This is a genomic window from Rhodococcus oxybenzonivorans (assembly GCF_003130705.1).
GTDB classification, from domain to species: Bacteria; Actinomycetota; Actinomycetes; order Mycobacteriales; family Mycobacteriaceae; genus Rhodococcus_F; species Rhodococcus_F oxybenzonivorans.
The window spans coordinates 3,443,389-3,457,288 of sequence record NZ_CP021354.1 but is presented as its reverse complement, the minus strand read 5'-3'; the positions used below and the strand labels follow the sequence as shown (position 1 = coordinate 3,457,288).

General features: G+C 65.3%; 12 protein-coding genes. 5 read left to right on the top strand and 7 right to left on the bottom strand.

Annotation, left to right across the window (positions count from 1 at the left end; genetic code table 11):
* Positions 1-90: 90 nt before the first annotated feature.
* The 3 genes from CBI38_RS16285 to CBI38_RS16275 all read right to left on the bottom strand — a co-directional run bounded on the left by CBI38_RS16285 (position 91) and on the right by CBI38_RS16275 (position 3,199).
* Positions 91-693: a VOC family protein gene (locus CBI38_RS16285; RefSeq protein WP_109330346.1), complete on the bottom strand. Its 603-nt coding sequence runs from the start codon at positions 691-693 to the stop codon at positions 91-93.
* Position 694: 1 nt separating this feature from the next.
* Complete coding sequence (locus tag CBI38_RS16280) at positions 695-1,114, bottom strand: VOC family protein (protein ID WP_109330344.1); 420 nt, start codon at positions 1,112-1,114, stop codon at positions 695-697.
* Between the two features lie 63 nt (positions 1,115-1,177).
* Positions 1,178-3,199 carry an MMPL family transporter gene (locus tag CBI38_RS16275; RefSeq protein WP_109335142.1) on the bottom strand — a complete coding sequence of 674 codons (2,022 nt, stop codon included), beginning with the start codon at positions 3,197-3,199 and terminating at the stop codon, positions 1,178-1,180.
* Between the two features lie 217 nt (positions 3,200-3,416).
* On the opposite strand from CBI38_RS16275, the gene CBI38_RS16270 reads away from it, so the two are divergent.
* The 3 genes from CBI38_RS16270 (at position 3,417) to CBI38_RS16260 (ending at position 4,977) form a co-directional block, all read left to right on the top strand.
* Positions 3,417-3,950: a MarR family winged helix-turn-helix transcriptional regulator gene (locus tag CBI38_RS16270; RefSeq protein ID WP_230989859.1), complete on the top strand. Its 534-nt coding sequence runs from the start codon at positions 3,417-3,419 to the stop codon at positions 3,948-3,950.
* Positions 3,951-4,144: 194 nt separating this feature from the next.
* Positions 4,145-4,585: a hypothetical protein gene (locus CBI38_RS16265; protein WP_230989858.1), complete on the top strand. Its 441-nt coding sequence runs from the start codon at positions 4,145-4,147 to the stop codon at positions 4,583-4,585.
* 47 nt (positions 4,586-4,632) lie between these two features.
* A complete protein-coding gene (locus CBI38_RS16260) occupies positions 4,633-4,977 on the top strand; it encodes a hypothetical protein (RefSeq protein ID WP_230989857.1) in 345 nt (114 codons plus the stop codon).
* 287 nt (positions 4,978-5,264) lie between these two features.
* On the opposite strand, the gene CBI38_RS16250 is transcribed toward CBI38_RS16260, so the two are convergent.
* Entirely contained in the window at positions 5,265-5,594 is a 330-nt protein-coding gene (locus CBI38_RS16250) for a hypothetical protein (protein ID WP_109330336.1), read from the bottom strand.
* 223 nt (positions 5,595-5,817) lie between these two features.
* Complete coding sequence (locus tag CBI38_RS16245) at positions 5,818-6,756, bottom strand: hypothetical protein (RefSeq protein ID WP_109330334.1); 939 nt, start codon at positions 6,754-6,756, stop codon at positions 5,818-5,820.
* A 707-nt stretch (positions 6,757-7,463) separates the two neighbouring features.
* On the opposite strand from CBI38_RS16245, the gene CBI38_RS16240 reads away from it, so the two are divergent.
* Together CBI38_RS16240 and CBI38_RS16235 are read left to right on the top strand one after the other, a co-directional pair.
* The gene (locus tag CBI38_RS16240) at positions 7,464-8,570 is read left to right on the top strand and encodes a hypothetical protein (RefSeq protein WP_418328264.1); all 1,107 of its coding nucleotides are present in this window, start codon (positions 7,464-7,466) and stop codon (positions 8,568-8,570) included.
* 20 nt (positions 8,571-8,590) lie between these two features.
* The gene (locus CBI38_RS16235; RefSeq protein ID WP_109330331.1) at positions 8,591-11,422 is read left to right on the top strand and encodes an FtsW/RodA/SpoVE family cell cycle protein; all 2,832 of its coding nucleotides are present in this window, start codon (positions 8,591-8,593) and stop codon (positions 11,420-11,422) included.
* On the opposite strand, the gene mreB is transcribed toward CBI38_RS16235, so the two are convergent.
* The gene (gene mreB, locus CBI38_RS16230; RefSeq protein ID WP_109330329.1) at positions 11,423-12,412 is read right to left on the bottom strand and encodes a rod shape-determining protein; all 990 of its coding nucleotides are present in this window, start codon (positions 12,410-12,412) and stop codon (positions 11,423-11,425) included.
* A 257-nt stretch (positions 12,413-12,669) separates the two neighbouring features.
* Entirely contained in the window at positions 12,670-12,948 is a 279-nt protein-coding gene (locus tag CBI38_RS16225; protein WP_230989856.1) for a hypothetical protein, read from the bottom strand.
* Positions 12,949-13,900 lie beyond the last annotated feature (952 nt).

Sequence of the window (13,900 nt, the reverse complement as noted above, 5' to 3'; positions counted from 1 at the left end):
CGGACGCGTCGGAGGGGTCATTCTTTCACAGGCCCGTCATCGGTGGTGGTGTGCCGCTGCGGCGTGTGCTGCCCTCGAAAGCGCGTCGACTCAGTCGGATTCCCAGGAGAAACCGTCCGGATCGGTGAAGGTGCCGGCGTCGCTGCGGATGACGATTCGATGGGCGCCGGTGCCGTCGGGGGAGATGCCCGCGTCCTTCGCGAGTGCGCGGCGCCCGTAGAGCGCGAGCTTGACCTTCGGGCCGGTGGCGAACTCGACGTACTTGCGTCCGAAGCTTCTCGTCACTTCCAGGCCGTGGTCGAGGTAGAACTGCTTGCCGGCTTTGACATCTCCGACTCCGAGGAGCAGCACGAGGTCCTCGAAGTGCCGGGTGGCCGGTCCCGTATTCTTCTTCGACGATGTCGCGATTTTCCACAGGGCGCCGTCGGGGCCCTGTACGACGCCGCCGTACCCCCAGAGACTCTTCTTGGCCGGTGTGATCGTGGCGCCGCCGTTGTCGAGGGCGGCCTCGATGTAGGCGTCGACGATGTTCGGCTGGGACACGACGAGTGAGAGAGTGAAACCGGGGAATCCGGTGGTCGGTGCATCCGCGTCCCGGGCAGTGATGTGGGCATCGACGCCGAGTGCGGTGTGGAAGGCCTTCGCGGCGGTGGGCTCGGGAGTGTCGAGGGTGAGATTATTGATGGTGGTCATGTCAGCGCTCCCCCTTGATCTCGTTGATGCGGATGAGGTTTCCTGCGGGATCGCGGACGGCGCAGTCACGGATGCCGTACGGCTGGTCGATCGGTTCCTGGACGATTTCGGTGTCGCTTGCCGCGAGCTGGGCGAAGGTTGCGTCCAGGTCGGGGGTGGCCAATGTGAGGATGGCGTAGGTCCCCTTGGCCATCATCTCGGTGATGGTGCGGCGTTCCTCGTCGGTGATCCCGGGATCGGCCGCCGGTGGGTGCAGAACGAGGGAGGTGCCGGGCTGCTCCGGGTGTCCCACGGTGATCCAGTGCATCCCGTTGTAACCCACGTCTTTGCGGACTTCGAACCCGAGGATGTCGCGGTAGAAGGCCAGTGAGGCCTCGTGGTCGGTGTGTGGAAGGAAGGCCGAGTGAATGGTGATGTTCATGTGAGTGACGTTAATGCGGCCCGCGATGAGACGCTTCTCGATTCCTGACGGGTCTGCGAACGCTCAGATTTCTGACGGAACCGCGCTCCTTGCTTCGCCGGGTGAGTCGAGCGTCGAGGTGGCCTGGCGGTTCGGCCACCACACCGCGTCCCCGGCGAGCGTGAACAGCGCCGGGATGACGAGTGTTCGCACCACGAACGTGTCCAGGAGGATGCCGAGGCCGACGACGATGCCCAGCTGGGTCAGTGTGATCAGGGGCAGCACACCGAGGACGGCGAACACTGCGGCGAGCACTATTCCGGCACTGGTGATGACGCCGCCGGTCGCGGCAACAGCCCGCACGATCGCGGCCCGCGTGCCGCGCCCCGGTGTTTCCTCCCGGGCCCGGGTGACGAGGAAGATGCTGTAGTCGACGCCGAGTGCAACGAGGAACAGGAACGCGAACAGCGGAACGGTGTCGTCGAGCGCAGGGAACCCGAAGATGCGCGTGCTCACCCAGCTGCCGAGCCCGAGCGCCGCGACCGCGCTGAGTACCGTCGTCCCGACGAGGACCAGCGGTGCGACCACGGCCCGCAGGAGCACTACGAGCACGGCCAGGACCACGAGAAGGATCGCCGGAATGACGATCACCTGGTCTCGGAGGGCGGCGTCCCGCTTGTCCAGCGCCTGGGCGTCGCTGCCACCGACGAGCGCATCCGCACCGTCGATGTCGGCCAAGGCTGCCCTGATGGTGTCGATTGTTGCGAAGGCCTCCTCCGTTGCAGGTGGTGTGTCGAGTACGACGGCCCATCGCGTCAGACCGGTGTTCGACCGGCCGGCCTCGCTCGCCGACACGACCCCTTCGGTATCGGCCAGAACCCGCTGTACGGCGTCGGTCGCTTCCGTGCGGGCGACCACGGTGGTGGGGTCGGAGAGCCCGGAAGGAAAATGAGCAGCGAGAGTGTCCAAGCCGTCGACCGATTCCGCTGCGACCCGGAATTGTTCGGTTTGGGACAGCCCGACGTGGGTGCCGATCAACCCCGCCGCACAGACCCCGAGCGCCATAATCGACACAATTGCGGTGCGTCGCGGGTGTCGTGCTACCGCGGAGGCGACCCGGAACCAGGCGCCGTGCGTGGTGTTGTCCGGGTCGCCCACACGGGGCACGAACGGCCAGAACAATCGCTTTCCGCTGAGTGCGAGAGCGGGCGGGAGGACCAGCAGCACGAAGATGAGCGCTACCAGCAGGCCGGCGGCCGCGAGCACACCCAGACTGCGGGTACTGGGAATGGTCGCCAACAGCAGGGTCAGTAGGGCAAGTACCACAGTGACATTGGACGCGACGATCGCCGGTCCGGCCCGGCGCACGGCGTGGCGCAAGGCGACCCGGTGGTCCGGCTCCGCGCGGAGTTCCTCCCGGTAGCGGGAGATGAGGAGCAGCGCGTAGTTCGTTCCGGCACCGAAGACCAGCACGCTCGTGATACCGGACGTCGACCCGTCGAAGGTCAGGCCGGTCAGTTCGGCGACGGCAGTACCGACGGTCGACGCAACCCGATCGGCGAAGCCGACTACGGCGAGTGGCACGAGCCAGAGGATCGGTGAGCGGTAGGTGACGATCAGCAGGACCGCGACGACAAGCGCAGTGACCGCGAGCAACGTGACATTCGCGCCCGAGAACGAGTCGGCGATATCAGCGCCGAATGCCGGACCTCCCGTCACCTGCGCCAGAAGCCCCGGCGGTAGCGAGTCGGTGGCCGCCGCCCGCAGCTCGGCGACGCGATCGTTCAACGCGAAACCTGAGAGTTCCGAATCGGCGGGAACCTGCCCGATCACCGCTCTGCCGTCCGGTGACGGGATGAGTGCCGGTCCTGGGCTGGGTTCGAGGGTGCGGTCGACACCGAGCATCCGGTTCCGAGCCGCGTCGAACGCGGCGAGGTCCGCATCGGTCAACACGCCGCCGTCGGCACGACTGCCGACGAGAATCGCCGGTGTCACCCCCGATTCGGGAAGGTCGGTGAGGAGGCCGTCCACCTCGGCCGATTCCGCAGACGCGGGCAGGGAGATCGGTGACTGTCCCGCGGAGTCGTTGCCACCGACGAGCGCCATGAAAGCGCCGGCCAAGACAAGGACGGTGAGGGCCACTGCCCACGACCGCTGTCCGGTCACGGCGGATGCGAGCCGGTCCCAGACAGCGAGAGAACGGTGTTCTGTCGGCGCATGCCCATCGGTGTTCACTGTTCGAATATTTCAGAAACTGAATAGTTAAGCAACTGAGAGAATGCGAGGGGATAGGCTGTCGGCCGACCGCTGAGAGGGCCTAGAGATGACAGACGACATGCCGGACAGTGCTCGTCCCGACGCGAGAGCGAGACTGGAAGCAGACATTTCGGCAGATGTCCGCGCGATGACCGTGGCGTCGGAACAGATCGGACGCACTTTCGGTGCGCTGCACGATCTCAGCCCCAACGACTTCCAGGCGCTGATGCACGTCATGGTCGCCGACACCAATGGCACGCCGCTGACCGCCGGGGAACTGGGGAGCCTGCTCGGGCTGTCGTCGGCGGCGGTGACCTATCTGGTGGAGCGAATGCTGTCGTCAGGGCATATTCGGCGGGAGGCAGACCCGTCGGACCGCCGGAAAGTCATCCTGCGTTACGACGACCACGGGCTGGAAGTAGCCCGCGAGTTCTTCGCCCCACTAGGACAGCGGACGGCGCGTGCCCTGCGGGACGTCCCCGATGCCGACCTGGCTGCTGCCCACCGCGTGTTCGCAGTGCTGATCGACTCGATGCAGAGCCATTATAAGGATCTCGGTGGAAAGAACATCCGACACCTGACCGCGCGCCGGACCACCTGAGAAGTCCGTGACGTGGATAGTCTCATGCAATGAAGACCCCGCCGCTGCTGCGTTCGCCGCTGCTGCGTTCGCCAGTGTTGCGTGTGTCGGTGTGGTTATCGATGGGGGTGGCTGTGGTCTTCGGTGCCACGGCATGCATCGGAGCTGTCGACCGTGCTGAATTCGACGCAGATATGCGATCCAGGGGCGGGGGTATGACCTCGGACCTCGTGGGCGACGGTTTAGCAGCGCTCGCAGTTCGCTACGGCGTCGCAGAAGTGCAGGTGACAAATCTGGACATCGCGCCGGTCGAGCAGTTGGCTGTCACCGTCCGCGATCCGGCGAACCCCGATCAGCTCGACCAGTACACCTTCGATGGTGAGAATGTGAGTGAGCCCAGTCCAGTGGTGGTCTCTGCACTGGAAGACCTGGATGCACGCGCCTTCACCCTCGACGACGTTCCGGCATTGGGTCGAGTCGAGCATCTGGTAGACGAAGCCCTGTCCCGCAGCGGTCTCGAGGGCGGTCAGGTAGTCGGCATCTCGGTGACCAGGGCTGGCGGAATTTCGCCGACAGCGATGGTCGAGTCGTCGCGGTCGCGGTCGGTGGTCGTGTTCGATGCCGACGGAGCTGTGGTCGGGGTGCATCCGCTATGACCGAGCCGGTGGAACTGGGTGTAGATCCACAACCTCGGAAGCGCCGTGTGGCCAAGCCGCTCCTGTTGTGGGGAATCGGCATTACGGTGAGCGTCGGCTTCCTCACCCTGATCTCTTCGCTGATCTGGCCGGGACAGGCCGTCTACCTTGCGCCTGTGTTCTGCGAACAGCCCGGAAACGACGCGGTCGTCGTGTCGGATACCTATTCCACCGGGGACGGTCGGTCCACCAATTTCACCCTGTACTGCGTGGGAGAACGGGGGCAGACGACCGACAAGGGATGGCTGCAACCCTTCCTCCTGATGTGGGCCGCCTACCTGGTGGTGGTTACGGTAGTCGTCTCGGTGGTACTCATCGCAGCGAAGGGGCGATCGCCGTCAGAGAAATTGTGACGCCGGCCGGTCCGAAAAGGTTGAATTCAGCTTCGAATAAAACTGTCGGACAGGGACTTCTCGTACGACGCCCGCTTTGCCGGTTCGCACCGGTACTGCCCCGTCGCGGTATGTCGGAAGCGGTTGCCGTCAGCGCTGACGGTTTGGCCGCAGTAACGGCATTCGTGACCGCGTACGCCCAATCGGATCGTCTCGGCGGTGGGGTAGGTGTTGACGGTCATGGTTCTCGTTCTTCGCTGTGGTCTGTTCAGTGGGCGATGTGGACTGTTCGGTGGGCAGGAAGTCGATCACGCATATTCGGCGGCGACCCCGGAAGTGCCGAACTGGGCGGTCCGGGTCAGGGCTTGCCAGACGACGTCGTAACGCTTGACGGTCATCTCGTCCGCGTCCGCCAAGAGGCTGTCGAGAAGCGATCGCGGATCGTCTTGCCACGCCTGCCGGGCGTGCGCGACCACCCGGTTGGTGAACAGCCCTGATTGGGCGAGTGCGAACGTCCATTCGTCGAGGTCGCCGGAATGGATTCGCTCGACGGTGTCATAGTCGAATCCCTCCGCGACGAAGTCGCGAGCGAACGTCGCGGTGACATAGTCACCGCAGGTAAGCGGTTCTGCCTTCATGGTGCGGGACCTCTCCTGCAATCGACGCGGTTCCGGAAGCCGCCGGGTTACGCGTGTGTGACAAGTCACAGACTGCCACCGGGTGCGGCTACGCCACATCGGCCGGATGGCCCGTGGGTATACCTATTTTTCGTCTCCCGGTACCTTCCCGGGGGCCGCAGGCAGCGGAGTCCGTGCCGTCCCCTCCGCCCCGTCTACCCCTTCGACCTGCGGAAAGCCGGTTCTAGGGCTGTGCAACCACGATGTTCCCGCCGGAATCCGTGCACGTGATGCTGTATCCAGTCGCCGCGGAGTGTGGGTCTCCCTTTGTTCGGCATTTCCATCCGTCGACGTCGTATACCTCGTCCGTCGCGTCGGGGGCGGTGAAATACTTTTTGAGCATGGCGTGAGCAGCGTCGCAGCGGATCGTTCCCTTCACGATGACGACCGTTGCGGGTTCGCCTGTCGGCGGGTAGACGACGCGGCCACACTGATTCGATCCGCCTTCCAACTGGGGAAGAGGAGGTGCGGTCGGCTCGGTAGGCGTGATCTGCGGTGGGCCGGCGTCGGGGGTGCCCGGTATCGGGGTGAATTCGAACTTGTAGCCGCCGGTCGAGATGGTGAATCCCTGATTCGTTGCGTTCTCTCTGCACGAGACGCCCGAGAACTGCACATTGCAGGTGAAGCCGTCGGCAGACAAGGTCGACCCGTAGGGGAGGACGTTGGGGTTTCCGGGGAAGAGTGGCTGGTTCGCGGTCTGGAAGCTCGGTCCCTTCGCGGCTTCGATGGCGACGATGTTTGCTTCGGCGGAGCGCCCGGGGGCCTGGACGGGGATTTGTAGCGGGCCGGGAACTCCTGGAGGCGTCCCCGGCGTGTGAGACGCGCAGGCGACCATCTCGTTCGCCGGGGTGATCGCGCAGAGCCATTTTCCTGACGGGGTGACGAAGCCGTAGGCGCCACTCGGGTCCCCGCCGGCATACTGCTCCCGGTCGACACCGGTCGTGTCGCGCTCCTCGGCTGCCGGCGGTTCGCCCGAGGTGCCGACCGCCCCGCTCGCCACCACCGTCGACGCGCTCGGTGATGACGAGTCCGCGTCTCGACTCCCTGATCCCGCGAGCAACAGCGCGGAGGCGACGGCAATCGTTACCAGTGCCACCGCGCGTCCGGGCGGAATCAACTCCATACGACGCACCCCTCCTCTGATCGCCCTCGGTCTCGTCTCGACCAGTTGAGATGTTCCCACGGATGCACCTGTGCCGAGTGATATCGAGAGAAGGCAGCAGGGGTAACCCGCCGATGACCGTGGGTGCCGAACCGGGTGTTTCCGCGAAACGTCACCTGAAGGGCAATGCGGCATCGAGCGGAGGAGGTCACTTTCGAGTTGGTCGCTCGTCCAGACCTTCGGGGCCAGAGGCGCTTTCGTATCAGGAGTCAGTTCACGCTTTCGGCTTCTCCTCGTCCGGGATCTCGCACAGATTCGGAATCTCTTGAAGGCGAGGTAAACCTGACCCGTGATCGGTTCACGTATGGCAGTACGGCCAGGCGATGGGCCGAGGTGCTTGTCGCCGTTATCTCGGATGAGTAACGGGATGTTCCGGGAGTGCGGATCGGTGTTCCGGGAGCGCGGATGAGAGTTAAATTGACTCTCACAGGCATATGGGAGTTCGACAGCGAGTAAGCCCAGCTCAAGGTCCGCCGCCGCCCGCCCGATTCTGTTCCAACCCGTGCGGGAGGCATAGCGTTTCGGGGTGCGCGATGATCGAAGTGGTGTCAGGGCTCCTCGCGGGGAGAGGCGAGCCCGTAGTGGTCGGGTCCGTACCTCCTGAACGACAAGATGAGGACGCACGTGGCACCGGCGTCTCACTCCGAAGGCTGCTCGGGATTGCGGCGTTGACCCCGGCGCAGGCGTCGTGGCTCATCACCGATGCGCTCGACCAGCTCGAGCTGGCGCGCAGCCGAGGCCGCCTACCGATCCTGTTCCGAGATGATGCCGTCACAGTGTTCGAAGAAGGAAAGCTCACGATCGAGTTCACCGGGCGTGCGGCGTCCTGGCGCGAGATCAGCGATGCGATCGCCGACCTGTCGAGAAGTATCGCGGCGAACTGCCGCGCGTCCGCACTGGTTGACCGGATACACGAATCAACTACAGAAGCAACAGATCTCGACGATGTGATGCAACGAGTTCGTCGGGCAATCGCACCTGACATCGACCCGGCCGACGAAGAGAGGGCGCGGCGACAACTCGGCGCGCTGGTCTTCGCCACGCTGGGGCGCCAACTATCGGACGGCCGTGAGACGGGGGAGGAACGGACCCCTCAGGGGCGCCGGCCGGGGGGTGCCGGGGCATCACTTGCCACCGGCGACTGGTTTCCACCGGTTCGAAGTCCATGGCACCGCAGAAAGAGACGGCTCTCGCGTCGCCGTGGTGCGCTGGGTCTCATCGCGATCGTGGTGCTCGCCGGAGTGCTGTGGACCGCACCGCGGGTGTGGTCGGAATTGCGTCGCGGCTGGGATGCCGTTCTGAATCCGGTGAATCCGTCGGACCAGAATCAGATCGCCCCGGTATCGCCGCCGCCACCCGAACCCACCGGCGATCCGGGTTCACCGGCACCGGGGGGACAGCGTGCGGAACCGATATCGGTGGAGGTCGGGGCCCCCGCCAGTGCGGGGATCATCACCATGGTTACCGCCACACTCGCCAACGGCGAATGCACGTCGGGACGTGCGTGCGACATCAGGGTCGACCTTCATCTCGACTCGGCCCCGAATGAAGGCACCGTGGTTTGGAAGCTGAATGTGTACGACCGATGCTCGGGCGAGGTGCGGACGGGCGACGAGGTGTCGCTCCACGTCCCACCCGGCGCGCAACAGGTATACGGCATCGGCCGGACAGATCTGCCCCCCAGCACCGCCCTCGCTGTCGCTGCGGTCACGATTTTCCCCGCGACAGCCGCCTCGGAGCCGGTGCTGATGCCTGCCGAGAACGCATCCTGCTGAGCATCGGGGAGCGGTGAGACATGCAGGAAGACAAGCGGGAATCGGATCCCTGGATCGTCACGGCAGCGGTCGTCCTCGTGGTGCTCGGACTGCTCAACCTGACGTCGACGGGAATGACCTCGCACGCCGTGCGCCATGCCCTCTTCGCTGCCGCCGGACTCGGATTGATGCGCGTCGTCTCCCGCCTGCGGATGGGTGACCTGCGAGCATTCGGCTGGGCGATATTCACTGTCACCACCGCGATGCTGGCCGCCGTCCCACTTGCCGGGGTCGCGACCAAAGGCGCCCAGCGCTGGCTCGACTTCGGCATATTCACCATTCAACCGTCCGAACTGGCCAAGCTGGCTGTGGTTCTGGTGTCGGCGGGGTTGCTTGCGGCGGGGTTCACACTCGGCCGATTCGTTGCGACGCTGGCGGTCGTGGGAATCCCCGTGGCGCTGGTCGCACTGCAGCCCGACCTGTCGACTGCCGTCGTTCTCGTGGTGACCGCGGGATTCATGCTCGTCCTGGCGCGGGTCCCGTTGTTGCCGTTGTTGCCGTTGTTCATGCTGGGAATCGCCTCGTTGCCACTCGCCGTGCTCTTTCTCCGGCCGTATCAGCTCGAACGCGTCCATGTGTTCCTGTCGAGCAATGCCGACCCGAGCGGGGCGGGGTGGGCCGAAATGCAGGCGAACATCGCGATCGGTAGCGGCGGGTTGTGGGGCCTTTCGCGTGACCCGCTCTTCGAGGTGCGTGCCGAATACCTTCCCGAATCGGAACACGACCTGGCGTTCGCGAGCCTGGTGTATGGATGGGGCTTGATCGCCGGAATCGCTGTCGTGGTGGCGAGTTCGGTCATCGTGTGGCGGGCTGCACTCGCAGCCAGAACCGCACGGACGAGGGAAGCAGCACTCGTCGCAGCGGGCGTTGGTGGACTGTTCGGGATCCACGCACTCGTCTCGATCGGTGCGAGTCTCTCCTTGCTCCCGCACAACGGCATGCCGATTCCGCTGTTCAGCTACGGAGGCACTGCGGCGATCGTCGGCTTCGTGGCCGTCGGACTGGTGCTCGCCGTGCGTAGGGACGGCGTAGCACGACCGCTCTGGGCGCCGGAGCCCCGACGGCGCCGCCGGCCGAGAGGGCTGTCCGTCGGCGCAGTGACCGTCACTGCGCTGCTCGTCGCGATGTCCTTGTTCACGTGGCAGCTGCAGCACGACCGGGGCGCGGACCTACGTGCGATGAGCGACCAGCAGATGATGCGCTGTATCCGCCTGCCGGCCGAGCGCGGTCTCGTCGTCGATCGCAATGGTGTTCCCCTCGCAGTGAACGTCGCGGAGTATGCCGTAGCGGTGGTCGCCCGGATGTTCGACGAGAACGACGCCGGTTCCCGCCGCCGCCTCGCCTCACTGCTCGGTATCTCGCCGGAGGAGGTGACGAGTGTCGTGCGGGAACGTGGCGAGGGCGAACAGGACGTCGTCGTGGGGACCGTCGCCCCCGAAGTCGCTCGGCGCGTCGTGGACGCTCGTCTGCCCGGGGTTCTCGTGGTGCCTTCCGGTCGCCGGCACTATCCGTACGGCGCGGTGCTCGCCTCCGTCCTCGGACACGTCGGGGTGGCCGACGAGCACGACATGGAACGCTGGCCGCACCTTGCCCTCGGATCGCGGGTCGGCAAGGCGGGACTTGAGAAGCAGTACGATGCCCTGCTGCGCGGCAGCGACGGCAAGCAGTGCGTCTACGTGGATCCCTCCGGGCATCCCGTCGCCACCGGGGAGCGAGTAGACCCTGTACGAGGGCATGACCTGCGGTTGCACCTCGACGTCGGCGTGCAGAACCTTGCTACGGATGCGCTCACCGAGGCGATGCGTAAGAGCAGGGGCGACCTCGGCGCCGCCATCGTGATGGATGCGCGCAACGGGGCAGTGCTGGCGATGGCCAGCGTTCCCGGATTCGACAACAACGTCTACGGCCCCCCGGCCGACCTCGTTGCCCTGGCGGCTCAGGCCCAGACCCCGGGCCCGAGCCCGTTGCTGAACAACGTGACCCAGACCGCGGTGCCGCCCGGTTCGACATTCAAGATCGTCGTCGCCGCAGCGAATACGCAGTACCCGGTCCTTGCGCCGGAGTCCGTGATCGAAACCGGTGCCGCCTATACGTACGGCGGCCATACCTTTCGGAACTGGCAACCGATGGGCCCCCATAATCTGCTGCAGGCCATCCAGTGGTCGGACAACGTCTACTTCTACAAGCTCGGCGAACTCCTCGGTCCCGAGAACATCGCCGCAGTGGCCGACCAACTCGGTGTCGGCCGGCGATCGGGGATCGACCTTCCCGGTGAGGCCGAGGGCTTCCTCGGCACTCCGGCCAATGTCGGAAGTATCGGCGCCACTTGGTATCCCGGTTCTACGCTTCTGATGGGAATCGGCCAAGGCACCGTCAATGCCACTCCGATACAGGTGGCGCGCTGGACGTCGGGGATTGCGACGGGTGCGATGGTCACCCCCCAGCTCGCAGCAGGGTACGGGCCGGACGTCGTCCCCATCCCGACAGCGGAACCTGTGCGATTGCCCTTCGCGGACAGACTCGACCCGGTGCGGGCCGGGATGCGGGCATCCGCGGCGGCCGGCACGGCCGGACAGCTTGCGGAACTGCCGGTGCCGGCGGGTGCAAAGACGGGCACGGCCGAGGATCCGTCGGCGCCCGGCGAAGGTCTCAACGCCTGGTTTTCCGCGGTCGCACCCTTCGACGCTCCCCAGATCGTGGTGTCGGTGCTGGTTCGTGGCGGTGGTTTCGGGTCCGCGACCTCCGGGCCCGTCGTCAAGAAAATCCTCGACTACTACTTCCCACGGCCGCCCGGCGTGCTGCCGATTCGGTGATCAATTGCTGTACGCGGCCACGACCTCAGGGTGCTCCAAGCACGCCGTAGCGCCTTCGGCGACGCAGGTGAGCGGCCGCTCGGCCGTCTTCACCGGGAATCCGAAGGCCTGTTCGAGCATCTCCGACACACCACGCAGCATCGACCCACCGCCGATGGCGAGCACACCTTCCGCCATCACGTCGCCGATCGCCTGGGCGGGAAGGTCCTCCAGACATTCGGTAAGCGTCTGAACGATCCCCGACATAGTCGGGCGTAAGGCATCGACTACTTCCTCGGTTTCGAGCGTGACCAGACGTGCACGGCCGGTCACGGCGTCCCGGCCTTCCACGACGAGTGACTGTCCGTCCTCGGTGTCGGGCGCGCCCACCTTCGCTCGTTCGGCCGTGAGTTCACCGACGATGATGTTGTGCTCGGCCCGGAGGTATTGGTAGAGCGCGTGCGTGAGTTCGTCCCCGGCGAGCCGGCAACTGCGATGCGAGAGAATGCCACCGAAACAAATCGCTGTGACTTCCGAAGTGCCACCGCCGATATCCACAACGAGGTGGGCGCGCGGCTCGAGCGGGTTGATACCGCAGCCGAGTGCTCCCGCGACAGGTTCCGGTATCAAACCGACCTTCCGTAGGCCCGCCTCGTGCCCGACCTCCAGCAGAGCACGGCGTTCGAGCGGTGTGGCGCCCGCGGGGACCGCGATGACACCCTTCGGTCGCACGCCGTACGGCCTGTGTGGGGAGGCCCGTTTGATGACGGCGCTGACGAAGGTGCGGGCGGTTTCCAGGTCGACGATCACTCCGTTGTGCATCGGACGCACCTGCGTGATGCCGATGGGAGTGCGGCCGACGAGGCTGCGAGCATCGTGACCGATGGCGAGGGCGCGGTGTGGTTCCTTGGTGCGAACGAGCATGAAGGACGGCTCGTTCAGGACGACCCCCTCTTCCGGTGTGCCGACGACAGTATTGGCAGTTCCGAGATCGATACCCAGTCCACGCACGTCGGCCTCCGAAAGGGATTCGAACGAGATGATCTAGATGCTACTCAGGGCCATCGACTCGCGGGCGGATATCGCGGTGACTCACGGTCGATTCCGGCTTCTGCACTCGAGCGACACTCACACGACGCCGACGGGTCTGTTGGACGAGCGGCCAAGTGCTCGGGAGTCGACGATCGACGCCTGACCGACGTGCCGTCCGGAAAGTGTTGGTAGAGCGGTCGAGACGGTATCAGGCACTGATCCGCTCGTCCCCTCGCTCATCGCCCTCGGCGTGGTGAGGATGTGGCGGCACCACTGCGTCGGTGTCGATGCTGGTCGGCCCTCTTCCGGGACGCCTCCGGCTTGTGCGCGTGGCCGACCGCCCGGAGGAGGTCGTGTTGGAGCCGGAGATAGGTGGCAAGCCACCGGTCGTCGACCGGTTCGTCGCGCAGATATGCCGTGAGGGCCGCGCTGTTGTGGTCGGCGTCCAACCACCTCCGCAGCTCGATGGTGCGATCCTGGACGGATTGCAGCAATTTGTGCTGTGGAACGGGCATTGGGTCTGCTCCTCTGGCTCAGAAGCTATTCCGTAGTGGGAAAAGGCGGTTCGCGGTTGCGGTAACGACCTCCGGCAACCCATCGTGCTTCGTCCGGTAGCCATTGTGCGCGATGCGGTTGCCCGTTGGTGAGCGTTTCCCATTTCCGAAAACGCGGCAAGCGCGAATCGCACGACCCTTGGTAGAAATACGTATCTGTTGAAGTCGGTTGTCCAACTCGCGCCGACGAAAGAAGGGAGGAGGTTATCAGCTCCTTCCAGGGCCGAGCGTCAATCGCGTTGTGTGCGGCGCGTGGGCGCCGCCGACCACACGCCGTGGGGATCCCCATCGTCGTCGTAACGGTCGATCCGGACGATGCTTGCCACGGATTCGGTCGGCCTATGGGTCTCGTTGATCGCCTGGAAGTCTGATTCGAAGGTTCTGTCGCTCGAGCTTCCGTCACGAAGAGTCACCTTGTACTTCGGCATGGTCAGGAATATGCCACCGCCGGCGTAGTGGCGCACCACGAACTGGTGAATTCACGCGACCCCCAGATGACGACCCGAGTCCTCACTGAACACCAGCAGAGCGTGAGAGGAACGCGGCGTCCGGGCCCGAGGAGTAATTGAGGCGAATGCGGGTATCCGATGTCTGGGCTGCCGCGCGACCTCGGACGGCGAACCCGCGACAGCCAGTCCCTCCGGCCGCCTGACCCCTTCGGCCGGAGGGACGCCATCTCGACCCGATTCTCGTCGAGGGAAGCGGCGTACGCCGCTTCAGTGCACTCGGCGGCTTCAGTGCGCTCGGCGCATTCGGGGACTCGGCGTATTCGGAGGTTGCGGCTACAACTGCCGCCTGACGCGCTGGCGAGGAATACCCCAGACAGGGGTTCGGCCGGGAATGCTCTCACATTCTCGGCCGGATCTCTGCTTCACGAGTCTTTCACCGTTGCCGATTACTATCTCGATCCGCA

Excerpts from the sequence above, each read along its gene's own strand:
- CBI38_RS16285 (WP_109330346.1), bottom strand. The coding sequence starts at position 693 with ATGACCACCATCAATAATCTCACCCTCGACACTCCCGAGCCCACCGCC.
- CBI38_RS16280 (WP_109330344.1), bottom strand. The coding sequence starts at position 1,114 with ATGAACATCACCATTCACTCGGCCTTCCTTCCACACACCGACCACGAG.
- CBI38_RS16275 (WP_109335142.1), bottom strand. The coding sequence starts at position 3,199 with ATGGCGCTCGTCGGTGGCAACGACTCCGCGGGACAGTCACCGATCTCC.
- CBI38_RS16270 (WP_230989859.1), top strand. The coding sequence starts at position 3,417 with ATGACAGACGACATGCCGGACAGTGCTCGTCCCGACGCGAGAGCGAGA.
- CBI38_RS16265 (WP_230989858.1), top strand. The coding sequence starts at position 4,145 with ATGACCTCGGACCTCGTGGGCGACGGTTTAGCAGCGCTCGCAGTTCGC.
- CBI38_RS16250 (WP_109330336.1), bottom strand. The coding sequence starts at position 5,594 with ATGAAGGCAGAACCGCTTACCTGCGGTGACTATGTCACCGCGACGTTC.
- CBI38_RS16245 (WP_109330334.1), bottom strand. The coding sequence starts at position 6,756 with ATGGAGTTGATTCCGCCCGGACGCGCGGTGGCACTGGTAACGATTGCC.
- CBI38_RS16235 (WP_109330331.1), top strand. The coding sequence starts at position 8,591 with ATGCAGGAAGACAAGCGGGAATCGGATCCCTGGATCGTCACGGCAGCG.
- CBI38_RS16225 (WP_230989856.1), bottom strand. The coding sequence starts at position 12,948 with ATGCCCGTTCCACAGCACAAATTGCTGCAATCCGTCCAGGATCGCACC.